The organism is Alteromonas sp. 5NW40-0090, assembly GCF_057552975.1.
Genome location: NZ_BAAJLT010000004.1, coordinates 288,240 through 312,959, shown reverse-complemented (window position 1 = coordinate 312,959; position 24,720 = coordinate 288,240). Strand labels below are relative to the sequence as shown.

The 24,720-nt window shown below is 45.4% G+C and carries 23 protein-coding genes; 4 read left to right on the top strand and 19 right to left on the bottom strand.

All coding sequences use genetic code 11. The annotated features are described in order from the left end of the window. Window positions 1-84: 84 nt before the first annotated feature. From AC27KT_RS07085 to lpxD, 10 genes are all read right to left on the bottom strand, one after another. Window positions 85-585 carry a phosphatidylglycerophosphatase A family protein gene (locus tag AC27KT_RS07085; protein ID WP_487128591.1) on the bottom strand — a complete coding sequence of 167 codons (501 nt, stop codon included), beginning with the start codon at window positions 583-585 and terminating at the stop codon, window positions 85-87. 40 nt (window positions 586-625) lie between these two features. Beyond that, the gene (gene thiL / locus AC27KT_RS07080; RefSeq protein ID WP_487128589.1) at window positions 626-1,591 is read right to left on the bottom strand and encodes a thiamine-phosphate kinase; all 966 of its coding nucleotides are present in this window, start codon (window positions 1,589-1,591) and stop codon (window positions 626-628) included. A 48-nt stretch (window positions 1,592-1,639) separates the two neighbouring features. After that, window positions 1,640-2,062 carry a transcription antitermination factor NusB gene (gene nusB / locus AC27KT_RS07075; protein WP_012518940.1) on the bottom strand — a complete coding sequence of 141 codons (423 nt, stop codon included), beginning with the start codon at window positions 2,060-2,062 and terminating at the stop codon, window positions 1,640-1,642. 12 nt (window positions 2,063-2,074) lie between these two features. Then, on the bottom strand, window positions 2,075-2,548 hold the full coding sequence (gene ribH, locus AC27KT_RS07070; RefSeq protein ID WP_025255832.1) for a 6,7-dimethyl-8-ribityllumazine synthase: 474 nt from the start codon (window positions 2,546-2,548) through the stop codon (window positions 2,075-2,077). A gap of 174 nt (window positions 2,549-2,722) precedes the next feature. Beyond that, window positions 2,723-3,823, bottom strand: coding sequence for a bifunctional 3,4-dihydroxy-2-butanone-4-phosphate synthase/GTP cyclohydrolase II (ribBA, locus tag AC27KT_RS07065; RefSeq protein ID WP_487128586.1), 1,101 nt, complete (start codon window positions 3,821-3,823; stop codon window positions 2,723-2,725). 20 nt (window positions 3,824-3,843) lie between these two features. Continuing rightward, on the bottom strand, window positions 3,844-4,506 hold the full coding sequence (locus AC27KT_RS07060) for a riboflavin synthase (RefSeq protein ID WP_071815324.1): 663 nt from the start codon (window positions 4,504-4,506) through the stop codon (window positions 3,844-3,846). 20 nt (window positions 4,507-4,526) lie between these two features. Beyond that, window positions 4,527-5,666, bottom strand: coding sequence for a bifunctional diaminohydroxyphosphoribosylaminopyrimidine deaminase/5-amino-6-(5-phosphoribosylamino)uracil reductase RibD (ribD, locus tag AC27KT_RS07055; protein ID WP_487128584.1), 1,140 nt, complete (start codon window positions 5,664-5,666; stop codon window positions 4,527-4,529). 50 nt (window positions 5,667-5,716) lie between these two features. After that, window positions 5,717-6,166 carry a transcriptional regulator NrdR gene (gene nrdR, locus AC27KT_RS07050; protein WP_012517538.1) on the bottom strand — a complete coding sequence of 150 codons (450 nt, stop codon included), beginning with the start codon at window positions 6,164-6,166 and terminating at the stop codon, window positions 5,717-5,719. Window positions 6,167-6,264: 98 nt separating this feature from the next. Then, complete coding sequence (glyA, locus tag AC27KT_RS07045) at window positions 6,265-7,521, bottom strand: serine hydroxymethyltransferase (RefSeq protein WP_014950092.1); 1,257 nt, start codon at window positions 7,519-7,521, stop codon at window positions 6,265-6,267. 154 nt (window positions 7,522-7,675) lie between these two features. Then, entirely contained in the window at window positions 7,676-8,704 is a 1,029-nt protein-coding gene (gene lpxD / locus AC27KT_RS07040) for a UDP-3-O-(3-hydroxymyristoyl)glucosamine N-acyltransferase (RefSeq protein WP_014979776.1), read from the bottom strand. A gap of 398 nt (window positions 8,705-9,102) precedes the next feature. Between lpxD and ettA the strand changes: the two genes are divergently transcribed. Next, on the top strand, window positions 9,103-10,770 hold the full coding sequence (gene ettA, locus AC27KT_RS07035) for an energy-dependent translational throttle protein EttA (RefSeq protein ID WP_014950094.1): 1,668 nt from the start codon (window positions 9,103-9,105) through the stop codon (window positions 10,768-10,770). A 415-nt stretch (window positions 10,771-11,185) separates the two neighbouring features. After that, window positions 11,186-11,593: a PilZ domain-containing protein gene (locus AC27KT_RS07030; protein WP_487128580.1), complete on the top strand. Its 408-nt coding sequence runs from the start codon at window positions 11,186-11,188 to the stop codon at window positions 11,591-11,593. A gap of 105 nt (window positions 11,594-11,698) precedes the next feature. Here AC27KT_RS07030 and radA read toward each other — a convergent pair whose 3' ends face one another. Continuing rightward, the gene (radA, locus tag AC27KT_RS07025) at window positions 11,699-13,066 is read right to left on the bottom strand and encodes a DNA repair protein RadA (RefSeq protein WP_487128578.1); all 1,368 of its coding nucleotides are present in this window, start codon (window positions 13,064-13,066) and stop codon (window positions 11,699-11,701) included. 189 nt (window positions 13,067-13,255) lie between these two features. On the opposite strand from radA, the gene AC27KT_RS07020 reads away from it, so the two are divergent. Then, complete coding sequence (locus AC27KT_RS07020; protein WP_487128576.1) at window positions 13,256-15,781, top strand: PilZ domain-containing protein; 2,526 nt, start codon at window positions 13,256-13,258, stop codon at window positions 15,779-15,781. A gap of 229 nt (window positions 15,782-16,010) precedes the next feature. Here the strand turns inward: AC27KT_RS07020 and serB are convergent, their stop codons facing one another. After that, the gene (gene serB / locus AC27KT_RS07015; protein WP_487128574.1) at window positions 16,011-16,994 is read right to left on the bottom strand and encodes a phosphoserine phosphatase SerB; all 984 of its coding nucleotides are present in this window, start codon (window positions 16,992-16,994) and stop codon (window positions 16,011-16,013) included. A gap of 138 nt (window positions 16,995-17,132) precedes the next feature. Here serB and AC27KT_RS07010 point away from each other — a divergent pair, with 138 nt between their 5' ends. After that, window positions 17,133-17,828: a hypothetical protein gene (locus tag AC27KT_RS07010; RefSeq protein ID WP_487128572.1), complete on the top strand. Its 696-nt coding sequence runs from the start codon at window positions 17,133-17,135 to the stop codon at window positions 17,826-17,828. Window positions 17,829-17,845: 17 nt separating this feature from the next. Here AC27KT_RS07010 and AC27KT_RS07005 read toward each other — a convergent pair whose 3' ends face one another. The 7 genes from AC27KT_RS07005 to AC27KT_RS06975 form a co-directional block, all read right to left on the bottom strand. Further along, the gene (locus AC27KT_RS07005) at window positions 17,846-18,667 is read right to left on the bottom strand and encodes a TatD family hydrolase (protein ID WP_487128570.1); all 822 of its coding nucleotides are present in this window, start codon (window positions 18,665-18,667) and stop codon (window positions 17,846-17,848) included. A gap of 125 nt (window positions 18,668-18,792) precedes the next feature. Beyond that, entirely contained in the window at window positions 18,793-19,431 is a 639-nt protein-coding gene (gene pdxH / locus AC27KT_RS07000; protein ID WP_487128568.1) for a pyridoxamine 5'-phosphate oxidase, read from the bottom strand. A gap of 213 nt (window positions 19,432-19,644) precedes the next feature. Next, a complete protein-coding gene (gene era / locus AC27KT_RS06995) occupies window positions 19,645-20,556 on the bottom strand; it encodes a GTPase Era (protein WP_014950102.1) in 912 nt (303 codons plus the stop codon). Between the two features lie 19 nt (window positions 20,557-20,575). Next, entirely contained in the window at window positions 20,576-21,262 is a 687-nt protein-coding gene (gene rnc, locus AC27KT_RS06990; protein ID WP_487128566.1) for a ribonuclease III, read from the bottom strand. Beyond that, the gene (gene lepB / locus AC27KT_RS06985) at window positions 21,262-22,164 is read right to left on the bottom strand and encodes a signal peptidase I (protein WP_014950104.1); all 903 of its coding nucleotides are present in this window, start codon (window positions 22,162-22,164) and stop codon (window positions 21,262-21,264) included. Before lepB ends, rnc begins: the two co-directional genes overlap by 1 nt. Continuing rightward, entirely contained in the window at window positions 22,164-23,960 is a 1,797-nt protein-coding gene (gene lepA, locus AC27KT_RS06980; RefSeq protein ID WP_014950105.1) for a translation elongation factor 4, read from the bottom strand. The genes lepB and lepA overlap by 1 nt, the downstream gene beginning before the upstream one ends. A 288-nt stretch (window positions 23,961-24,248) precedes the next feature. Next, window positions 24,249-24,710 carry a SoxR reducing system RseC family protein gene (locus tag AC27KT_RS06975; protein WP_487128563.1) on the bottom strand — a complete coding sequence of 154 codons (462 nt, stop codon included), beginning with the start codon at window positions 24,708-24,710 and terminating at the stop codon, window positions 24,249-24,251. Window positions 24,711-24,720: the final 10 nt, after the last annotated feature.

The window sequence follows — 24,720 nt, the reverse complement described above, 5'->3', positions numbered from 1 at the left end:
TGCGGGCTTTTTCGTAAATAGTTTTCTCACTGTCAACGGACTTTCGGTACGTCTAACAAAATAGCGGCGAGTATTCGTCAGGAACTAAAACAAAGCCAATGCTGCTGGCCAGAACGCAATTAGCAAATGTAGACAGCCACACGCCATAGCGCCCGCGATAAGATCATCAAGCATAATGCCTGTCCCCCCGTGTAAGCGCTTATCTATAATACCTATTGGCCAAGGCTTCAAGATATCGAAAAGCCTGAATAGAACAAAGCCTACAAGCAAAGAGGACGCTGAAATAGGTACAAATAGAAAGGTCACAAACATGCCCGCTATTTCATCCCACACAATAGAGCCGTGATCATGAACCTGCATATCATCAGCCGTTTTACCGCACAGGTAAATACCCACAACAGAAAATATTAGCGTAAGCGCGATAAAAGAAATCATGGAAATCTGGCTGCACGCAATAAGTAGAGGCAACGCAGCAAGAGAGCCAAAAGTTCCCGGCATGAAAGGAACTAGCCCACTACCAAAACCTAGCGCAAGAAAATGAACGGGATTTTTCATACTCACTCTTGCGCGATATTCAGCCTGCATGCTTCTTCCTTTTTATTGGTTTTGTAGAATATGTGGTTGCCTAAAAGGCGTGCTCGTAACCAGACGGGTTAATGGGCGTGTACTTTTCATTGTCCTTAAGTAATGAAAGCGTGCCTTTATGACCGGTTAATTGTCCGATACATGTGGCCTTCACATTTGTGCTCGCCAATGAGGTTTCTAAGCTTCCGCGCTGTTCTTCGCTTACGGTAAAAATAAGTTCGTAGTCGTCGCCTGCAGATAGCGCATACTCTACGGCTTGTTCAGGTGTAACTGCACTGGTTAACGCGCGTGATAACGGTAAACGATCTACATGAACATTCGCACCGCAATTAGACGCTTTTAAGATGTGCCCCAAATCTGAAAGTAATCCATCAGAGATATCAATACACGACGTTGCAATACGTCGGATAGCTGTGCCCACCGCAACGCGAGGGGTTGGAAAATAATGACGGTTGACCAACACGTCTTTCGCTTCACCGCTTACGCTAAGCTTATTTTGTAGAATATCTAAACCAGCACCTGCGTCACCAAGCGTTCCGGTGACATAAAGCCAGTCACCCGGCTTAGCACCGCTGCGCGTTAATTCGGAGCCAGGCGGTATAAAGCCTTGAGCCGTAATGGTAAACGCCATTGGGCCTTTAACCGTATCGCCACCGATAAGCTGTACAGAATAGTACTGAGTTAGCTCGTAAAGGCCCGAAACAAAGTCATCTAGCCAAGCTTCGTCTACTTCCGGCAGCGATAGAGATAAGCTAATCCACGCAGGCTCTGCGCCCATCGCGGCAAGGTCGCTTAAGTTAACAGCGACTGTTTTATATGCCACAGACTTAGCCGGTGCGTCTTTTAAAAAGTGTACGCCAGCAACAAGAGTATCGGTGGTAACGGCAAGCTGTTGGTTTTCAGGAACCGTTGTTACAGCACAGTCATCACCAATACCAATAACAACGTCTTTGCGTTTGTGGCCGCTGTTTGAAAAGTAGCGGCCGATAAGATCAAATTCTTTCACGGTAATTTTAAAACCCTTTTAGCGGCAATCCTTGCCGCCATGGTAAGGTTAGTCGCGCTCGTCTTTGCGCAACGTGCGCACTGCTTTATCCAGTGCACCATTAATGAATTTATGACTTTCTTCAGCACCAAATGCTTTAGCAAGCTCAATCGCTTCATTAATGATTACGCGGTAAGGTACGTCAATGCGCTCAGTCAGTTCCAGCGTCGCAATGCGCAAAATTGCTTTTTCAATAGCGTCTAACTCTTCAGGCAAACGGCCAAGGTAAGGCTTAATGGTTGCATCAAGTTTACTTGCGTTGTGTGCAACACCGCGAAGCAAGGCCTGAAAATACGCCATATCTACCTTTTGCATGTCGTTACTGGTGGCTAGCGCCAGTTCAACCTGCTGAATATCGTTGTGACTCATTTGCCATGAATACACGCCTTGCAAGGCGAGTTCACGGGCTTTACGACGAGCTGAAACTTTCACTTAATGTTTACCTTAAAGCTTTTCAACAGCATCGATAACGTTAACCATTTCCAGCGCGCCAAGTGCAGCTTCTGCACCTTTGTTGCCCGCTTTGGTTCCTGAACGCTCGATAGCTTGTTCAATTGAATCTGTTGTGATTACGCCAAATGATACAGGTACACCGTATTCAAGTGATACTTGCGCAAGACCTTTGTTGCTCTCGCCTGCTACAAAATCAAAGTGTGGCGTGCCGCCACGAATAACTGCACCAAGAGCGATGATGGCGTCAAATGACTTTTTCTCAGCTAATTTCTTAGCAATTACAGGTAACTCGTAAGCACCAGGTACACGTACTACCGTGATATCGTCATCACTCACTTCACCGTGACGCTCTAGCGTGTCTAATGCACCTTCTAGTAAGCTTTCAACAACAAAGCTATTAAAGCGTGATACAACGATAGCAAACTTCTTACCGGTTGCTCTGATATTACCTTCAATTACCTGCATGGATTCATTCCTCGAGAAAAAACGGCGCGAAGTATACCACAACTGCGCCCAAACTAAATCGATTGTTTCTTTAACTTCAACTATTCGTAAACGGGTACTTTAGCTTTACTCAATGTGGGAAGGGAGTGCTCGTCGCAAACCCTCTCCACTTGAGCTCCGCCCTACTGCTAAATACTAGTCGTGCACGTACTCAACTACTTCAAGGCCGTAACCTGAAAGTGCGTGATATTTAATTGGCTTACTAAGAAGACGCATTTTGTGTACGCCCATTGATGCTAAAATTTGACTGCCTACACCAATGGTGCGTGACGATCCCTGCCAGTCAGCGCCAGCTGGGCGTTCGCCTCGGTCTTCAGCGGCAAAGCGACGAACCTGACTTTCAATGTGCTCTTCTTTACCTAATAGCACCAATACGCCACCGTCTTCTGAAATTTTGCGCATGCCGTCTGCAAGCGTCATCGAGCGATGAATACCGCGGGTAGACCCAAGAAGATCACTAAAGGTATTGTGAAGGTGCACACGTACAAGTGTTGGCTTGTCTTCTTTAATCTCGCCTTTTTTAAGTGCGAAATGAAGCTGATTGTCGATGCTGTCTTTAAAAGTGTGAAGCTCGAAGTCGCCATACTCGGTTGGCATATTGCACTGAGCAACCTTCTGTATGGTGGTTTCGTTGAGATTGCGATATTCAATCAAATCAGCAATGGTGCCAATTTTAAGGTTGTGTTTTGCCGCGAACTTTTCTAGCTCAGGGCGACGAGCCATAGTGCCGTCTTCATTAAGAATTTCTACGATAACCCCTGCAGGCTCTAACCCTGCCAAACGCGGCAGGTCTACACCCGCTTCAGTGTGACCTGCGCGGTTTAACACGCCACCGTCTTTAGCAATTAGCGGAAAAATATGACCTGGCTGCACAATGTCTGTCGCTTTCGCGTCTTTTGCAACAGCAGCTTTGATTGTTGTAGCGCGATCTGCCGCTGAAATACCTGTGGTCACGCCGGTTGCCGCTTCAATAGACACAGTGAAGTTGGTAGAAAACTGTGCTTCGTTTTTATCCACCATAAGCGGAAGATTCAAGGTGCGACAGCGCTCTTGCGTCATTGGTAAACACACCAAACCGCGGGCGTGGGTAACCATAAAGTTAATGGCTTCTGGCGTCACATGCTCAGCCGCCATTATCAAATCGCCTTCATTTTCCCTGTCTTCGTCATCCATCAAGATAACCATTTTACCTTGGCGAATGTCTTCAATTATTTCTTGTGTAGTGTTAAATGCCATGTTGTGTGCTTCTTGTAGGGTTATTTTCGTAAAAATCCGTTCTCGGCAAGAAATGCCATGTCAATGCCTTTGCTTTTTGGCTCGGCGGCTTTGTCGCCCAACATCAATCGCTCTAAATAGCGCGCAATAACATCAACCTCTAAGTTCACCGCTGTGCCCACCTTATAGCTCCCCATAATGGTTTCTTGCAATGTATGAGGAATGATCCAAAGCATAAATTCTGCGCCATTAACTTCGTTAACAGTTAAGCTGATGCCATCGACAGTAATACTGCCTTTATGCGCGATATATTTAGCCAAGGCTTCTGGCGCTTTTACCCAGAATTCGACGTAGTCAGAGTGCTTAATGATTTGCGTAACTTCGCCCACGCCGTCCACGTGACCGGAAACGATATGGCCACCTAAGCGGTCGCTTGGCCGCATTGCCTTCTCAAGATTCACCGTAGAGCCTGCACTGTAATGGGCAAAACCAGTTAATTTGATAGTCTCTGCTGACACATCAGCGCAATAATAATCGGGCCCCATATCGGTGACTGTTAAGCAAACACCATTGGTTGCGATACTGTCGCCAAGTGCGACATCAGACATATCAAGCGTAGGTGATGCAACGGTTAGGCGAATATCGTTGCCTCGGTTATCAAGCTTTTTAATTGTACCTAGCGCTTGAATAATTCCAGTAAACATAAAGTTCCTCTTTAATCGCGTTAACCACGAGTGCTGCTAACATCAGGGCGGAAGATAAGCTTAATATCGTTGCCCACCTGACGATTTTCAATAAGCGAAAGCGAAATACATTCATCTAACGACGTAAACGCTGGGAAATTAACCATGCTCATACCCTTATCACCTAAGAGCTTGGGCGCTTGGTAGCAAATTAGCTCATCTACCAGCCTTTCTTGCAGTAATGCGCCGGCAAGGCCTGGGCCCGCTTCCACCCATACTTCATTATACTGCTTATCGCCTAATGCCGACATTAGTGAATGTAAGTTGAGCTTACCGTCTTTTTCATCTACCGAAAGATAGTGTTGTGTAGCTGTATCGGGATGGGACTGCGAAGTAGCCGTTAAGGTGGTATTGCCGTCGTTAAATAAAGTGTAGTCTCGACTAAGCGTGCTTTTGCCATCGACAACAACTCGTGCTGGTTGACGGATGTGCTCAAGAGGATAATTGTCAAACTGTGCCTCTTTTTCTCGCACCAACAGGCTAGGATTATCAGCTTTTACTGTCCCGGAGCCCGTTAACACTACACAGCTTTGCGCGCGATAGCGCTGCACATCTCGCCTTGCCTCGGGTCCAGTGATCCATTGACTTACGCCATTTTGAAGCGCTATTTTTCCATCTAAGCTAATGCCCAATTTCACGCGAACAAAAGGTTTGCCGGTAAGCATGCGTTTGATAAACCCGGGGTTTAGCGCAGCGGCTTCAGCAGCCATCACGTCGCTAACTACTTCAATACCTGCTTCTTGTAAGATGTTAATACCCTTTCCGCATACATTTGGGTTAGGGTCGGTCATAGCGATAACCACCCGCGCCACCTTCGCTTCAACCAAAGCTACCGCACAAGGCGGCGTGCGGCCAAAATGACTACAAGGCTCTAGTGTAACGTAAGCCGTTGTTCCTTTCGCTCCTTGCGGACGTGCGTTAGTGGCTTGTCTTAGTGCATGAACTTCGGCATGGGGGGTGCCAGCTTGAATGTGATATCCCTGGCCTAGTAATTGATTGTTTTCGTCAACAATTACACAGCCAACGCGAGGGTTCGGAGAGGTGGTAAAGCGCCCTTGTTGGGCAAGCTGAATGGCTTTTGCCATCCAAAAATAATCGTTTTTAACCGTATCGTGGTTCACTTGGATTCCTGTTGTAGCCCTAAGTGTCTGATGTTTGAGAGGTAGCCGACTTAATCTCCTAATCGTGCAATCTCTTCTCCGAATTCACGAATATCTTCAAAAGAGCGATAAACGGAGGCGAACCGAACATAGGCAACTTTATCGAGTTCTTTGAGGGCTTTCATTATTAGGTTGCCGAGCAATTCACTGCTCACTTCGCGTTCACCGGTTGCGCGCAACTGTGATTTAAGTGAGAGAATACATTGTTCAACTTTTTCTGTGCTAACAGGGCGCTTTTCTAGTGCCCGTTGCAAGCCTGCACGAAGTTTGTCTTCGTTAAAAGGTTCACGAGAACCATCGCGTTTAATAACGCGGGGCATCACAAGCTCAGCACTTTCAAAAGTCGTGAATCGCTCGTGACAAACCATACATTCACGGCGCCTGCGCACCTGTTGCCCTTCTGCGACCAAACGAGAATCAATAACTTTTGTTTCCTGTTCTGAACAAAACGGGCAAAACATGAATAATCCTTAAATATTGCGTACTTAGGCTTATTAAGCGAACGTAGACTAGTTAGTCCAGCATTAGTACCAAAGTACGCAATAAAACACAAACCTATTTATTTATAAACAGGGAATTGTGCGCAAAGTGCAACCACTTCGTCTTGAACGCGTTTGATAACAGACTCATCGCCCATGTTATCTAGGATGTCGCAAATCCATGTTGCAACTTGCTTAGCTTGTTCTTCTTTGAAACCACGGCGAGTGATCGCTGGGCTACCGATACGAAGACCGCTGGTTACAAACGGTGAACGCGGATCATTTGGCACTGAGTTTTTGTTTACCGTGATGTTTGCGGCACCTAGTGCTGCATCTGCATCTTTACCGGTAATGTCCTTGTCAATAAGGTCAAGAAGGAACAAGTGGTTGTCAGTACCGCCAGAAACGATGTTATAACCGCGCTCTTGCATGACAGAAACCATCGCTTTCGCATTTGCAACAACTTGCTGCTGATACACTTTAAATTCTGGCTGTAGCGCTTCTTTAAAGGCAACGGCTTTAGCTGCGATTACGTGGCAAAGTGGACCACCTTGATTACCTGGGAATACTGAGCTGTTAAGCTTTTTGTAAATTGCTTCGTCGCCGCATGAAGATAGGATTAGACCACTACGCGGACCCGCAAGAGTTTTATGGGTAGTCGTGGTTACTACATGAGCATGAGGAAGCGGGTTTGGATAAACGCCAGCGGCTACTAAGCCCGCTACGTGCGCCATATCAACAAGTAAGTACGCGCCAACGCTATCTGCGATTTCGCGGAATTTCGCCCAATCGACAATGCCTGAATAAGCAGAGAAACCACCGATAATCATTTTCGGCTTGTGCTCTTTAGCAAGCGCTTCAACCTGCGCGTAATCGATTTCGCCGGTTTCTTTGTTCAAACCATACTGTACAGCGTTATAGGTTTTACCAGAGAAGTTTACGTGTGAACCGTGAGTTAGGTGACCACCTTCAGAAAGGCTCATTCCCAACACCGTATCGCCTGCGTCAAGTAATGCCATGAATACGGCAGAGTTAGCTTGTGAACCAGCGTGCGGTTGAACGTTCGCGTAGTCTGCACCAAAAAGTGCTTTTGCACGGTCAATAGCAAGTTGTTCAACAACGTCTACGTGCTCACAACCACCGTAGTAGCGCTTGCCTGGGTAGCCTTCCGCGTACTTGTTAGTAAGCTGCGAACCCTGTGCTTCCATTACACGTGGGCTACAGTAGTTCTCAGAGGCAATTAGCTCTATGTGATGTTCTTGACGCTCAACCTCTTTAGACATTGCATCGGCTAATTCAGGATCGAAGTCAGCTATATTCATTTCGCGAGAAAACATGGGGGCTCCTTAACTGCGGTTTTTATATGGCGTTACGCACTGATTGCTCAAATTCGAGCCATATTCTAGTCATTTTCGGGAGCTTGTATACCGCTTTGTGACCAAATTAATATAAATGGCGCAGGTTTAACGAAATACCTGCGCCAGCGCGAGATCAGACCTGTTTTTCCAGGGCTTTAACACGGTCAAATAAACTACCAATTTTGGCAAGGCGAACCGTATTTTTACGCCAGTCACGGTTGGTTTGTGCTGGCTGGCCAGAAGAGTAAACACCCGGTTCAGTGATATCTTGTACAATCATGGTATATCCAGTCACCTGAACATTATCGCAAATGCTAATGTGGCCATTAATGCCCACTCCACCACCGATAATAACGTGCTTGCCGATATGGCAGCTACCAGCAATACCTGTAGCGCCGCAAATACAAGAATGATCACCAATAATACAGTTGTGGCCAATTTGTACTTGGTTATCGATAATAACGTTAGTGCCTAAAATCGTATCTTCCATGGCGCCGCGGTCAATGCTGCTGCTTGCGCCAATCTGACTGTCGTCACCAATGCGAACCGACCCTGTTTGAGGGATAGGGATCCAAACGCCTTTATCGTTTGCGTAACCAAAGCCTGCCGCACCAATAACCGTTTGGCTATGAATTGTCACGCGCTTACCAATCACAACGTCATGATAGATAGTTACGTTAGGGTGAATAGTACAGCCTTCACCAATATGGGTGCCTCTACGAATAACCGTATTCGCGCCTACAGTAACTCTATCGCCTAAAACCACGTTCTCTTCAATGATTACATTGTGGCCTAGCGATACATCACTGCCGATGCGGGCAGATGGCGCAATTACCGCTGACTCAGCAATACCTGTCGCTACCGCTGGGGTAGTATCAAACAACTGAGCGATAAGGGCGAACGCTGCATGAGGGTTTGCCACAACCAACGCTGGAACTGGGCTATCATCTTTCAAGTTTTTGTGCAGAATTACCGCACCAGCCTGAGTATCTTTTAACTGCGGCTTGTATTTAGGATTGGTCAGAAACGAAATTTGGTGCGATGCTGCACCAGATAACGTACCTACTGCAGAGATAGTAATGTTTCCATCGCCCTGCACTTCCCCACTTACATGTTTGGCAAGCTCTTCCAGACTGTATGTGCGTTTACTCATAGCGGTCATCATAATTACCTGTTCAGAGATATGAATAGTGTTGAGTCTATCGCTCTGGGAACTTTCTATTTGATTTCAAGCTCACCCATGAGCACGTTTTACTCATTTTTATAAATTACTCATTTTTATAAAACTAAGTTTACCTCAAATCGCTTCGCCAACCGATGCATAAATCAATCTTTTTGACATGAGCGCTCAAATAACACCCAAGCGCGAAAACACCTAGCCTTGATGTTAAGAGCTTATTGTCCTTTGCTGCACACTTTTGCAGCAGTCTGTCTGCCATCTCAATTAGAATTCATACTCCAAAGGTCAACAGGCTCTAGCATAAACAGCCTTGTTGCGAGTAGAATACGCACCAATTAAGACTAAATTATTTTTCACCGCTTTTTCAGCGAGGATAGAGCATGGCTCAATACGTTTACAGTATGCATCGCGTGGGCAAAATCGTCCCACCAAACAGACACATTTTAAAAAATATCTCACTAAGCTTTTTCCCTGGTGCCAAAATTGGTGTGCTAGGTCTAAACGGTGCGGGTAAATCAACCTTGCTTCGCATTATGGCTGGCGTAGATACCGATATTGAAGGTGAAGCGCGCCCTCAGCCAGGCTTAAAAGTGGGCTACCTTCCGCAGGAGCCACAACTTGATGAAACAAAAGATGTTCGCGGTAACATCGAAGAAGCCGTGGCCGACGTTAAACACGCGTTGACTCGCCTTGATGAAGTGTATGCAGCTTATGCAGAGGCAGATGCTGATTTCGACGCCCTTGCTAAAGAGCAAGGTGAGCTAGAGGCTATTATTCAAGCCAAAGATGGCCATAACCTAGAAAACGCCCTAGAGCGTGCTGCTGATGCCCTTCGCCTTCCAGCGTGGGATGCGGACGTTAGCAAACTATCTGGTGGTGAACGCCGCCGCGTAGCGCTGTGCCGCCTGCTTCTAGAAAAGCCTGAAATGTTGCTTCTAGACGAACCGACTAACCATTTAGACGCAGAATCAGTCGCATGGCTAGAGCGCTTCCTTCACGATTATGAAGGTACCGTAGTTGCTATTACCCACGATAGATACTTCCTTGATAACGTAGCGGGTTGGATTTTAGAACTTGACCGTGGTGAAGGTATCCCGTGGGAAGGTAACTACTCTTCTTGGTTGGAGCAAAAAGAAAACCGACTTGAGCAAGAAGAGCGTACCGAAACGGCACGTATGAAGAGCATGAAACAGGAACTTGAGTGGGTACGCTCAAACCCGAAAGGTCGTCATGCTAAAAGTAAAGCTCGTATGGCCCGCTTTGAAGAACTATCTACCAGCGATTACCAAAAGCGTAATGAAACCAATGAGCTTTTCATTCCGCCAGGTGAACGCTTAGGTGACAAGGTTATTGAAGTAAGCAACCTTAAAAAGTCGTATGGCGATCGCGTACTTATTGACGACTTAACGTTTAAAGTACCAAAGGGTGCCATTGTAGGTATCGTTGGTCCTAACGGCGCGGGTAAATCAACCTTGTTCAGAATGCTTACCGGTGCTGAGCAACCTGATTCAGGCACCATCGATTTAGGCGAAACCGTTCAGATTGCTGCGGTAGAACAGTTCCGCGACCACATGAACGAGAACAACACCGTGTGGAAAGAAATTTCTGACGAACAAGACATTATTCGCATTGGCAACTTTGAAATTAACAGCCGCGCCTACTGCAGCCGTTTTAACTTTAAAGGCACCGACCAGCAGAAGTTCATCAAAGACTTGTCAGGTGGTGAGCGTAACCGTGTTCACCTTGCGAAACTGCTTAAAGCAGGCGGTAACGTATTGCTACTGGATGAGCCAACCAACGACCTAGACGTAGAAACACTTCGTGCCTTGGAAAACGCGTTGTTGGAGTTCCCAGGCTGTGCCATGGTTATCTCGCACGACCGTTGGTTCCTAGACCGTGTAGCAACACACATTATGGATTACCGCGATGAAGGTAACATCAACTTCTTTGAAGGTAACTACTCAGACTACGAAAGCTGGTTGAAGCAGGAATTTGGACAAGATGTGGTTGAACCGCATCGCCTTAAATATAAGCGTATGTCTAAATAACACAAAATCAGAGATGTAAGATCTGTATCTCTGCTTTACGCCTCAAAGCCGCTATCGCTGATAGCGGCTTTTTATTTGTTCGCTTTTCATTGCGAACCCACGCAAATTAGCCAATACTAATATCAGTCCGCATAGGTCATTACCCACTCAGCGAGATTTAAAATGTTCGTAATCGCGGCGTGTTACCGAGGTATAGTGACTCTACATCAAGGTGACACAACAAAGAGTACGGACATTTTAAACTCGCCCTTCGGGAAGGTCTGGCAAGCTTCCTAGCTTCATCCTGGGAATTTGAAAGGGAACAGCCACTCCTGTATTCCCACGCTTCGCTAGGAAACTTGCCAGCGCCTTCTGAGTGCGCAATTATCTACGCGGACTGGTATAACAGCGTTAATGATAACTGGGTATTTGAAAAATGACGGATAAGCGCCAATTCCAACGGGTGTCACTGAATGTAAATGGCACACTGGCACACAATGACATTAGTATTGATGTGGTAGTCAGCGACGTATCGCTTCAAGGCATTAAACTTCAAGCTACCGAAACGGCGTTGTCACACTTACCTTTTGATAGTCACGACCCTTACACTGCAACGTTCCAAGCAAATGAAGACAGTCCTGTAATAACCCTTGCTATTTCGCAGTTGTATCGTCATGCCGACAGTAGAAAAGAACGGGTTTCATTAGGCTGTAAAGTAGAGCAAATGGATGTCGACAGCATTAGCGCCCTTCGCCGCTTAATAACCTTAAACAGCGACGACGCCAGTATTGAAGAGAAAGACCTGAATGCGTTAGTTAATGCGGTTTATCAGGCGCCACATTAACCTCTAAAAAAACGGATTTCACTCGTTTAATGCAGGAAAGGCCCATTCAATAGGCCTTTCAATCTAACTTATACCATCGAAACCATATTTACATGTGCGTTCACGCTACTCAAGTGCGTCTAACGCTTCAGATAAACGTGCCACCGGCACCACTTTCATGCCATTAATGGCTTGTTTAGGTGCATTCGCTTTTGGCACGATCGCCCGCTTAAAACCATGTTTCGCCGCCTCGATAATGCGTTCAGTTCCATTCGGCACTGGGCGAATTTCGCCGGCTAGTCCCACTTCACCAAAAACGATTAAGTCTCGTGGCAGCGAGCGGTTTCTGAAACTTGAAATCATGGCCAGTAATAAAGCAAGGTCAGCACTGGTCTCAGAAACGCGCACCCCACCAACTACATTAACAAATACGTCTTGATCGTTCATTTGCACGTTACCGTGACGGTGAAGCACGGCTAACAACATGGATAAACGGTTCTGATCTAACCCTACAGCAATCCGTCTAGGGTTAGACATTTGCGAGTAGTCAACCAATGCCTGAATCTCAACAAGTAGCGGGCGTGTGCCTTCCCAAATTACCATCACGCTAGACCCTGGCGTTTCATTGTCACCTCTACTCAAGAAAATGGCAGAAGGATTGCTCACTTCTTTTAGGCCTTTCTCTGTCATGGCAAATACACCGAGCTCATTTACCGCACCAAAGCGGTTTTTATGACTTCGAAGCGTACGGTAGCGACCATCACTTTCTCCTTCCAGCATCATAGAGCTGTCGATACAGTGCTCAAGAACTTTCGGACCCGCCAAGTTACCGTCTTTTGTTACATGGCCAACAATGAACATGGCAATATGATTTTGCTTGGCAAAGCGCGTCAAATACGCTGCACTTTCTCGTACTTGCGACACACTGCCTGGCGCAGACTGCACATCTGACACGTGCATTACCTGAATAGAGTCGATAACCATAATTTTAGGCTTTTTCGAGAGCGCTAAATCGCAGATAGTTTCCACGTTTGTTTCCGCTAACATCATCAGCTTGTCGTCAGGTAGATTTAAGCGCTTTGCTCGCATGGCGACTTGCTGAAGCGACTCTTCCCCTGTGACATAAAGCGCGGTTTCACTTTTTGCCATCTGGCACATCACTTGAAGTAAAAGCGTACTCTTACCTGCACCTGGCGAGCCACCAATTAACATAGCTGCCCCAGGGACTATTCCGCCCCCTAACACTCTATCTAGCTCTTTAAATGTTGACGAGAATCGCGGTAGTGATTCGAGATCTATTGCATTTAACGTCTCAATTTTAGCAGCGGTTTGCCCTGCATAGCCTGACGTGGTTTGGCGTGCGACACTTTTGGCACTTGCAACCACAAACTCACTTATCGTATTCCACGCTTTACACTCCGAACATTGACCTTGCCAGCGAGGGAACTCTGCACCGCAGTCAGAACACACATAAGCAGTTTTACGTTTTGCCATATTCCAGTTTTATCCATTGCTTAAAAAGAGTATTCTAACACTTAACAACGGTGAATTAAGCACAAACCTAAGGTCAGTTTTTCCCCAGAAAAACAGTACAAAAGTATAACAACTTTGCGGGTTAATGAGTTTTGCTGATTTGCCGATAACAACTAAAATAATGATACTAAACAACAAAGTTGCGCATTCATGAGTCAAGATTTAAAGCAATATGCTGATATTATTGAACAGCTAAAGCCCATGGTTAATGAGCCTGAGTTTAACCAGGTATTGCTTCAAACTGCTTCTGACGTTCCAAAAGAAAAACGCTTTCTGATTAAAATGGAAGTAAAGCGTTTAGCCAAACCTTGCATGCGTACCATAGATTTGCGCGGCCATGTTGACGGAAAGTGCAATAAATACGTACACGAAGGGCGAAGCCACTACATGGATGACGTCGCTGTTGACAAATTTGAAGAGCAGCTTAGGGTATTTGGCCGATATACTTATGGTGTTTACGAGGCGGTACAAAACACTGAAAACAACTTTCGCTTAATGCGCGAAAAAGAGCTTGCTCAAGAGCGCGCAGATAAAGAAAACCCCGAAGTTAAAAAACGCTCTGCAGTTTTAGAGCAATTTAAAGTTCCCACTGTAAACCTTCTCGATTATAGGCAGCGTAATACAGAGCGCATGAACTTTGCGGTTGCCGTAGAAATATTCAACAGTGCAAATCAATCGATGCGTGGCTTGAGCGTGGATATTTCTCTTGAAGGCTTGCAGATAAAATTATCGAAAGACTCTTTTTTTGAAAAAGGTGAGACCCTTTTTATCTACTTCAGAGGGCTTGAAAGCGAATTTGCCATGGATAAGAAAAATGGCATTGCTTACAAACTAGTGAAAATCATTACAAAGAATGACGTTAACTACTTAGCCCTACAGCGCGACAAGACTCACCCAAACCCAGCATTCGACAAGTTCTTAGAAACCTTCATACACGGCAATAAGCGCCGTTATAAAGTGAACATGACGAATACCATTGAAGCAATAACCAGCAAGACCTGTGAACAGTACTTTTCTCCTCGCAGCCCTACACTTCCTATATTTATTGATGTGGTAAATGAAACCTTAGTTCCACGCTATGCAATGGTAAATGAAGTTAACCGAGAAACCGTTCAATACTGGCAAGATGAAGAAGACAACTGTCGTCTGAATTTCTTGCTAACACAAGAAAGGCTTGCGCGTTTGCTCAACAAGTCGGACGAAGTAAGAGAGATTTTTGTATTTAGTTTTACGCACTTGCATAGCGACAAAGTGTATTTTTATTCAGCCTCCTATGAAGAGCTTCAACAGAAAGAGGTGCTGTCTCGGGTATTCTTAGGCTTTGGTTCAAGAAAAGCCAGCTGGCGAGTGTTTAAAATAACGCTAACAGATATGGAGCCCGAACAAGCGCACATCCCACTCTCGATTCCAGACTCTGTTGGCCACAAAGTAAAAAAACTCAATACACCGCCCTCGGCGCGATTGATGTCTAAGTTAAAAAACCTTCGCTACCTCGCTCATGTAACGGATGTTACCTCGGTAACGGGGCAAGAGACCTATAATGAGCTCAAGTTTAATCGAGACAACCTTTCTCACTTGAGAATTTTTGGTCACCCCAGAAATCGCGCAGCGTCTAACATTCATCTGGTTCGCTTTAAGTACGAAGAACAACGCATAGAAAGCCGCTATCAGTTAAGAACACAGATTGAGGCAAGGTTTAATGGCGAGACAACGGTGCATCGAGGCATAAGCGAGGATATTTCGGTTCATGGCTTAGGCCTTCGCATTGAGCTTGCAAAAGACTACAGCGGCAGTTTAGAGGGTAGAGTCGAAGTCGCGTTCCCTCGCCTTCAAGAGATAGCAAACGCTTTTGATGTCATGCATCTTCGATACGATATCATCTATCATAATGTAGAGAAAAATATCCTTCATCTGAAAACCGCGACCGGCGATGAAGGTAAAAGCGCACGTAATTTCTTTGAAGAGTTAATTAAAAAGAATAAAGGCAACCTTAAGGTCGATAACGATGAAGAAGAGGTTCCTGGCATCGGGCAAGCGCTTCGCTGCATTAACGCCAGAAACGCGACTTCTCTATCTTTTCTGATGAGCAAAGATGGTGTTCGATATACGCCCCAAGCTTGTATCGTCGGAAAACAAGACGAAAGAATTACCACACTTACTACGCAATATGCAGAGCGTGGCAAAGTGAATTTAGAGTTTTTGTTCCGAGATAGAAAGCAAGATTCTCCATTCGTTCAAAGCGGAATTAAAGCGGTCAAGCTTGAAAATATGCCTTTACGACAAGAGCTCTTCATTTCATTTGATGCGTCTCAAAAAGAACCGCGAATGGCAATTATTCCTCGTTACTCGCATAAATTTGAAAGCAATGAGCAACGCCGTGCGTTTATCAGAGAAGCCATGGTTCGGGGCCAGTTTGTTGCTATACACGTTATGCTAACCACCACGGGTAAGCCCGACTTAACCATGCTGCAAACAGAAATTAACTACGTTACCATGTACGCCATGCACAGAGCCCGCGAGTTAGAGAAAAAAATGTGGAGTATTGCCGCATGTTCTCATCTTATCGATGTAACCGATGAGGTTCTGATAAGATACGGCTTTTCGATGGAAGACATCACTGCAAATAAAACGCTTAAAAGCGCCATTAAGCCTGGTGTTGCGGCGAACATCCCATAGCTAATGTCGGTGACATCACGCCAGTGTCCTTGAACGCCAAGCTTAAATGTATTACTCACTGAAAGCGTAGCGTTAAAAGTAAGCTCGATGATTTGGGATTGACCGAAACGACACTAAACGTCAATCTTTGAAAAAGTGAATTTTTGGTAGCATCGAAGAGCAAAAATTGAGAAACGCTAGTTTAACTGATGTGAGAAACTAGCGTCTTTCTATCACTTATCTTTGTCTGTTATTTATCTAAGAAATATAGAAGGCTGTTCAAACTACCAACGCGTATTGCCACATCTGCTTTTTCATTAACCAAGGGTTTGCCATGACACGCTACGCCAAGAGCAGATTCTGCCATCATAACTAAATCATTGGCACCATCACCCATAGCAACGGTTTGATTAGAGGGAATTTGCCATCTTTCTGCAAGCTCTCTTACGGTGCGGGCTTTTACGTCTGCATTGATAATTTCACCAACCACTTTACCCGTTAAACATTCATCGTGTACTGCTAGCGTATTGGAAATCGCATAATCAAGGCCTAGCCTCTCTTTTAGGTGATCAGCAAAAAACGTGAAGCCTCCAGATGCGATAGCTAACTTCCAATCATGCTTTTTCAACTGACTAAGCAGTACTTGAATACCAGGCATTATTGGAATGCTGTCACGTATTTGATTGAGGTGCTTAATAGGCACGCCTTCTAAGCATGCTACTCTATGCGTTAAGCTATCGTTAAATGCTATTTCGCCGCGCATGGCTTTTGCTGTAACTTCGGCAACCTGCTCACCAACCCCAGCTAGTTTTGCTATCTCATCAATACATTCAATGGCAATCACAGTACTGTCCATATCCATGACCAGTAGTCCAGGCTTAGACAAGGACGGTCGCGACGCTTGAAGACCGACATCGAGGTTAAATGCTTTACTTACATCACCAAGTAGCGGTTTAATCTTTTCAAGGTCTGCGTTAACTAGGTTTCCTCTAACTTCAACAACATCGTCACCCATTTGCTGGTGTAAATGATGAAACGCGGCGCTCAGCGGTGTGAACACTACTTTTAGTTTCTCCAATACGCCATTTAATAAATAAGGTGTGACCGCTTGACCGATTACAGTCAGCGTATGCGAACAAGAGTGTTCATTGTGCTCATTATTGACAATGTTTGACAGCGAGGAAGCTAGATGAATATCGTCGTTATTAATATCTATGATAAAGGTGTCTTTCATAACGCACACAGAAACTGCGGTGGTTGGCAAATGATGCACTAATGCTAACCAATTAGGCTAAACAATAAAATATCCTCTTTAAAATTATTTAGATTTCACCTACTGTTAGGCAACTCATCGCATTTATGGAATTACGCATTGGTAGACGCGCTTAGCAAAGCCCAATCACAAGTAAAAAGCAGCTCCCACTCTTTGTATACGGCATTGAAAAGGCTATTTCATACCCTAGTAGTGAGCACGGTATTTGCTCTGGTGGTTGTATTAATACTTTTGTTACAGCAGTACCAAAATGACTGGTTAACAGTTCAAACCCGCTTTTCTGGAGAAAGTATTGCCAGACAATATGCAAAACTTCTTCAGCCTGCATTCATAGCAGATCAACTCACCAGTGAAAACCTTGAAACAGATGCTGGCACTGTGTTATCGAACAATATTGCCACAAGGGATTACATTGAAAGTGTCGCTGCTATTTTGATAAACGAGCCACACATTCTTGCGTTGTCCGTGTTTGATAAAGATGGAAGATATATTGCCCCTTTGCCCCAAATTGAGAGCGTGGTTGCGATGAGCCAATCTCAAAGTGTAACGCCGCTAACTTATGTTGGCGTTATCACTGACGATAATGAAAATTTACTAGGTTATGTGAATATTCACATGAACACGCAGGCTGTCCTCGAAAGTCCACTGACATTGCGTTACCAGCTTGCCCTTATTGCGTGCATTCTCGTCTTTTTAGCTCTCATGCTAGGTATTTACCTAACCCGGGCATTTTATAAGTCTCGCCCATGGTTTATTCAGGTGATCGAATCAAAAAGAAACAAAGAGAAGCGCTAGATAGCTAGTTTGGAAGTCTATGCTTCACTTCCAGCATCAATATTAAATAGTCGATTGTAGTTCGCTGTGGTGGTGGACACTATTTCTTTATGTGGCATCCCATAGTAGTCGCTCATAACATCAACGACATCTGATAAATAACGAGGTTCGTTTGCTTCTCCTTGTCTACCGTACATGGGCATATCAGGGCTATCCGTTTCTAAAAGCAATTTATCAAAATGGTGTTCTAACAAAAACGCAAGGGTGTTTCGAGTTTTTTGAGCACGTTCATAGGTAATCGTGCCGCCTATACCTAGGTAAAATCCTCGCTCGATGTATCCCTTGGCTGCTTCAATGCTACCAGAAAAAGCATGCACAATCCCCGCTCCCTGATAGTTGGCTAGCTTCAGCGCTTCAACGAGCAAATGATGACTTTTTCTGTGGTGTAAGATTACGGGTAACGATACTTTATCGGCAAGTTTCAAATGGTTATGTAGCGCTTCCTTTTGAAGCGCTAACGGCACGCTTATATGTCCATCGATACCTGTTTCCCCCAAGGCTTTTACCGAAGGGTGCAAGTTAGCCGTAGCGTCTTCAAGTTGACGAAGACTCTCCTCGAGTGTTTGCTCTGGCTTTTCAAATTCACTGCCAGTTAAAAAATAAGGATGAAGCCCAAGCGCAGTATCAATAGATAAAAGGCTTTCATAGCGTTCACTGAGCGCTTGTAACGCCTGCCAAGATTGGGGGTTAATGCTAGGCGCCATGATGCGAGTGAGCCCTGCGGCTTTGGCATTTTCAAGCGCCGTTCTAAGGGCTTTTTTCGGGGCAAGCAAGTCCAGATGGCAATGGCTATCAATCACAGTTTACATGCCTCCTTCTTACTCACTTGTCGCGCGCTGATTACTCATTACAACGTCAGAAACACGCGCTACGCCAGGTGACATTTCAAAAGTATATTAGCGGGACCGATTGTTAAAACAATTATCTACGGCATTAAGCGCTGTGTTACCCACGCGCCATCTTCAGCTTTGTTGTATTCGAAGCGGTCATGTAGCCTATCTTCTCCACCTTGCCAAAACTCAATTTGATGAGGCACTATCCTGAAACCGCCCCAAAAGTCCGGCACGGGAAGTTCTTTGTTAGCAAACTTATCTTTTAACTGCTTAAACTGGGTCAGTAGAAGCTCCCTGCTGCCAATAGGTTTGCTTTGCTTTGACGCGTACGCTGCTAGTTGACTGTCTTTCGGTCGCGAAAAGAAATAGGCAGCATTCTCAGAAACAGAGAGCTTTTCAACGCTGCCACATACGCGAACCTGACGTTCCATAAAAAACCATGGAAAGTGGCACGACACTTTAGGGTTTACCGCTAACTCTTGCGCCTTACGGCTGCCTAAGTTAGTGAAAAACACAAAACCCTTTTCGCTGACATCTTTTAACAAAACGATACGCTGCGAGGGTTGGCCGCTGGCATCGACGGTGGCAACCGTCATTGCAGTGGGATCAGGAATTCCGGCGTCTATGGCGTCCTTTAACCATTTATCGAACATGATAAATGGACTTGAAGTAATATCTGACTCACTCAAACTGCCCTTTGAGTACTGCCTGCGCATATCTGAAATTGCCATATACCGCTCCTAAAAAGAAGTTGTTGTGCCTGCTAGTGATGTTGAAACCGAGTAAGTAAACAACCGTGTAAATGCTCACATAAGCGCATCTAACTGAGGTCTTTTCGCACAAACCATCAGTTTCACCACTTGGCGAAAATGCTGACTCGCTATTTTTGCTAATATAACGCCAGTTACTGCTAACCGGCGTTATAAAGATAATATAGGCGTGAACTAGAAGTTACTGTCGTCACCGTAACCTAGAGAGCGCAGAGCACGTTCATCATCAGCCCAGCCTTGTTTCACTTTCACCCAAAGCTCTAGAAATACTTTGTTGTCGAACAAGTTTTCCATATCTTTACGCGCTTGCTCACCAATGGTTTTCAAATGCTTTCCGCCTTTGCCGATGATCATGCGTTTTTGGGTTTCACGCTCTACCAAAATCAGTCCGCTGATACGATAAACACCGTTGTCAGCCATTTTGAATTGCTCAATTTCCACAGTAGTAGAGTAAGGCAATTCATCGCCGGTAAAGCGCATAAGCTTTTCGCGAATGATTTCAGCAGCCATAAAACGGCTTGAGCGGTCAGTGATGTAATCTTCTGGGAAGAAAAACTCACTTTTAGGTAGCGACTTGGCCACCAACTCTCTAATTTCGTCGACCATTCGGCCCTGTTTAGCACTGATAGGGATCATGTGCTCAAACGGGTGCTTTTCGCCAAGCTTTTTAAGGTGAACCATAAAGTTTTCTTTATCTTCAACCTTATCCATCTTGTTTACGATGAGATAGCAAGGAAGGTTTGCTTGTTTAACCTTACTTAATACCATTTCATCTTCGGCATTGAATCGATCGCCTTCGACAACAAAAAGCACAAGGCCAACTTCAGCCAAAGAGCTTGATGCCGCGCGGTTCATGTAGCGATTAATCGCGCGCTTTTCGTCTTGGTGAAGCCCAGGGGTATCGACGTAAATCGCTTGATAGTCACCGTCGGTATCTATACCGAGAATGCGGTGGCGAGTAGTTTGCGGCTTACGCGACGTAATACTTACTTTTTGACCTAGCAAGCGATTGAGCAAGGTCGATTTACCCACATTAGGGCGACCGACTATGGCAACTAGGCCACAGCGAGTTTGAATATCAGGTATTTCTGGCAAATTCGATTCATCATGCGTTGTCATCAAGCTTCTCCAATGTTAAACGAGCAGCTTCTTGTTCTGCTTTTCGGCGGCTATTGCCAGACGCCACTACGGCTTCTGGTAAGCTTTCTACCTTGCAGCTAACTTCAAATGTTTGTGCGTGATCTTTCCCTGAAATAGACAACACCTCATAGGTTGGCAGCGCTTGTTTACGACCTTGTAAAAACTCTTGAAGACGGGTTTTGCTGTCCTTAGGATGGGCATTAGGGTCTAGTTTGTTTATGCGGGTTTCCCATAAACGGTCTATAACGCCGCGTACCTCGTCCATACCGGAATCAAGGTAAATAGCCCCTAAAATAGCTTCAACAGCATCGGCTAAAATCGAACTTCTGCGATGACCACCGCTTTTGAGCTCACCTGGCCCTAAGTTAAGCAATTCACCCACACTGGCTTCCTTTGCAAGTTCTGCCAGTGTGTCTCCTTTAACCAAAGTAGAGCGCATGCGGGTAAGCTTGCCTTCAGGCACCGTTGGAAAACGTTTAAACAGTGTTTCCCCTACAATCATGCCTAAAATAGCATCGCCTAAAAACTCTAAACGTTCGTTGTGCTGCTTGGCCGCACTACGGTGAGTAAGCGCTTGTTCCAATAAAGCTTCATTGGTAAATGTGTAGCCTATCGCCTTGTACAGACGAAGATATTTATCAATTCCCTGCATTAATGAATGCCACCTGCTCGCTCAAATCGAACACCTGTTGGTACCCACGTTGGAAGGAAGTCTGACGGGCTGCGCTCAAATTCAAATGAAATCCAAATCGCCACCGCTTTTCCAACCAAGTTTGCATCTGGCACAAAACCCCAGAAACGGCTGTCGCGGCTGTTGTCACGGTTATCGCCTAGCACGAAGTACTGACCTTCTGGCACAATCCACTCATTGCTGCGCGTTCCAGGTTGGGTATAAAAATTAACCGGCGAAATCTCGCGTACTGGGTGGCGCAAAATGTCATGCTCGACTGTGCCTAAATCTTCGGTGTAACGCATAAGCTGCGCCATGTCCTGCACGAACTCACCACGCTCTTGGAACGTAAGCGGTACGGCTTTCAATTTAGGACAGTTATTGCCAGTCTCACACTTCGGTTTGATATAAACCTGTTTATTTTGATAAACCACAGTATCGCCCGGTAAACCGATCACGCGCTTAATGTAGTCTATTGAAGGCTCTTCAGGGTACTTGAAAACCACCACATCACCACGCTCTGGAACCCCAGTTTCAATAAGCTTACTTCTGAAAACCGGGTCTTTCACGCCATAGGCAAACTTTTCAACCAAAATGAAATCACCCACTAACAGGGTGGGCATCATTGAGCCAGAAGGAATTTGAAATGGTTCATATAAAAACGAACGCAATACCAATACGAAAGCAATAACAGGAAAAATCTGTTGCGAAGTATCAACAAGGTACGGCAGTTGAGGATCTTCTCCATAGCCCGCTCCTTCTGCGGTTGCCGCAGCCTGTAAACGTGCTTTTCGCTTTGGCGCAAACACAAGGCTATCCACTAGCCAGATTAATCCTGTTATTAAGGTGAGTGCCACCAAAATCAAGGAGAAGTAATTCGCCATTATTTGCCCACCTTCAATACTGCAAGGAAAGCATCTTGTGGCAATTCAACATTACCCACTTGCTTCATTCGCTTTTTACCTTCTTTCTGCTTTTGAAGTAGTTTCTTCTTACGGCTTACGTCACCGCCGTAACACTTCGCGATTACGTTTTTACGTAGCTGTTTAACTGTACTTCTTGCAACAATATGGTTACCGATAGCCGCCTGAATAGCGATATCGAACATTTGTCGTGGAATAAGCTCGCGAAGCTTTTCGACCAGCTCACGACCACGGCCTTGAGAGTTTTCTCTGTGCGTAATGACCGCTAACGCGTCTACGCGTTCACCGTTAATAAGAATATCAACACGTACCATGTCTGATGTCTGGAAACGCTTAAAGTTGTAATCAAGCGATGCAAAACCACGGCTCGTAGATTTCAAACGGTCGAAGAAATCGAGAACCACTTCTGCCATTGGCAGCTCATAAGTTACCGCAACTTGCTTACCGTGGTATGTCATGTTGGTTTGCATACCGCGCTTTTCAACACAAAGTGTAATTACGTTACCCAAGTATTCTTGTGGTACAAGGATGTTGGCTTCAACCATAGGCTCACGAATTTCAGCGATATCATTTACCGGAGGTAATTTAGCTGGGCTATCTACGGTAAGAGTTTCGCCCTTGGTCGTTTCTACTTCGTAAATTACAGTAGGCGCAGTAGTGATAAGACCCAAGTCATATTCACGCTCTAAACGCTCTTGAATGATTTCCATGTGTAGCATGCCAAGGAAACCAATACGGAATCCAAAACCTAGCGCTGCAGAGCTTTCTGGCTCATAGAACAGTGAAGCGTCGTTCAGACTTAGTTTCGCCAAGGCATCACGGAAGTCTTCGTAGTCATCAGAGCTTATTGGGAAAATACCGGCATAAACCTGAGGTTTAACCTTTTTAAAGCCCGGCAGCATTGCATCAGCTGGCTCGCGAGCCAAGGTAATGGTGTCGCCCACAGGCGCGCCTTGGATATCTTTAATTCCTGCGATGATAAAGCCTACTTCGCCGGCTCTTAATGTGCCTGTATCGAGTGGCTTAGGCGTAAATACACCAATTTTGTCAACCTGATGCGTTTGACCATTTGACATAATTTGAATTTTGTCTTTCTTGGTCAACTGGCCTTCGACAATACGAACCAGTGAAACAACGCCTTGGTAGTTGTCGAACCAAGAATCGATGATCAGCGCCTTAAGTGGCGCTTCGCGGTCACCTTCTGGCGGCGGGATTTTATTTACAATGACTTCAAGTACATCTTCAATACCGATACCGGTTTTTGCTGAGCAACGCACAGCATCCAACGCATCGATACCAACAATATCTTCAATTTCTTCTGCAACGCGGTCTGGCTCGGCCTGAGGAAGGTCGATTTTGTTTAGTACAGGCACTACTTCCATATCCATCTCGATAGCGGTATAGCAGTTTGCCAATGTTTGTGCTTCTACGCCCTGACCTGCATCAACTACCAAAAGTGCACCTTCACAGGCAGCAAGAGAACGAGAAACTTCATAGGTAAAGTCAACGTGCCCTGGAGTGTCGATGAAGTTAAGCTGATAAGTTTCACCGTCGCGCGCTTCGTAGTTCAGCGTTACGCTTTGCGCTTTAATAGTAATACCGCGCTCTTTTTCCAGGTCCATTGAGTCGAGAACCTGTTCAGCCATTTCGCGGTCTGTTAGCCCTCCACAATGCTGGATTAGACGGTCTGACAGCGTAGACTTACCGTGGTCAATGTGGGCGATAATACTGAAGTTACGAATGTGCGATTGTTGCATAATGCTGGAAATTACCTGCAGAAAAATTCATTAAACAAAAAATGCTGCTTGCCTTACTTTAAGGGTTATACGCAGCGCGTGCGGATTTTACCCATTTCTTGCGCGAAAAGCGAATTGGCGTGGCGGAAATTTTATTACTTTCAAGAAACATAACGACAGGAAGTGGCAACCTGACGTGACTTTTGCCTCCTATCTCAAAACTTGGCTACATTGATGAGTTAGCGCATCAATTGCATATGCAATGCTTTTACATGAAACACTTTAGCCAGTGATACGCCTTTCTAAAATTCAACGTTCTACTGCGCTGTGGTCTTGTTGGCTTAATAGGACAGGTTGATATTTTGTACGCTCTACACGATGCAATTTGTAAGCAATTAACTTATAGGTAAAAAAGGTAACCAACCCACTTGGCAACATGGCCCATAACTCGTGGGTAAAGGCGGTACTGCTTAGCAACGATATAGACAACGAATATGCCCCAATAAACGCTATAACCGGTAGCAAATACAACCAAGCCGATGCGCTTAAAATCCCTGCTTCGGGTATACCTACAGTCACTTCCTGGCCAACCCTCACAGGCATTGGAGTACGCAGCGTCAACTGCTGCGTTTTCGGTGCAAGCGCGCGAGAAATAACGCCAGTACCACAGTCACTTTGTGCTTGGCACGCGTTACAGGTCGATTTAATCGCTGCTTCTACGGTTACTGTATCGCCATTAACGGCAACTACGGTGGCGGTTTCTCTTATCATCGTTACTCAA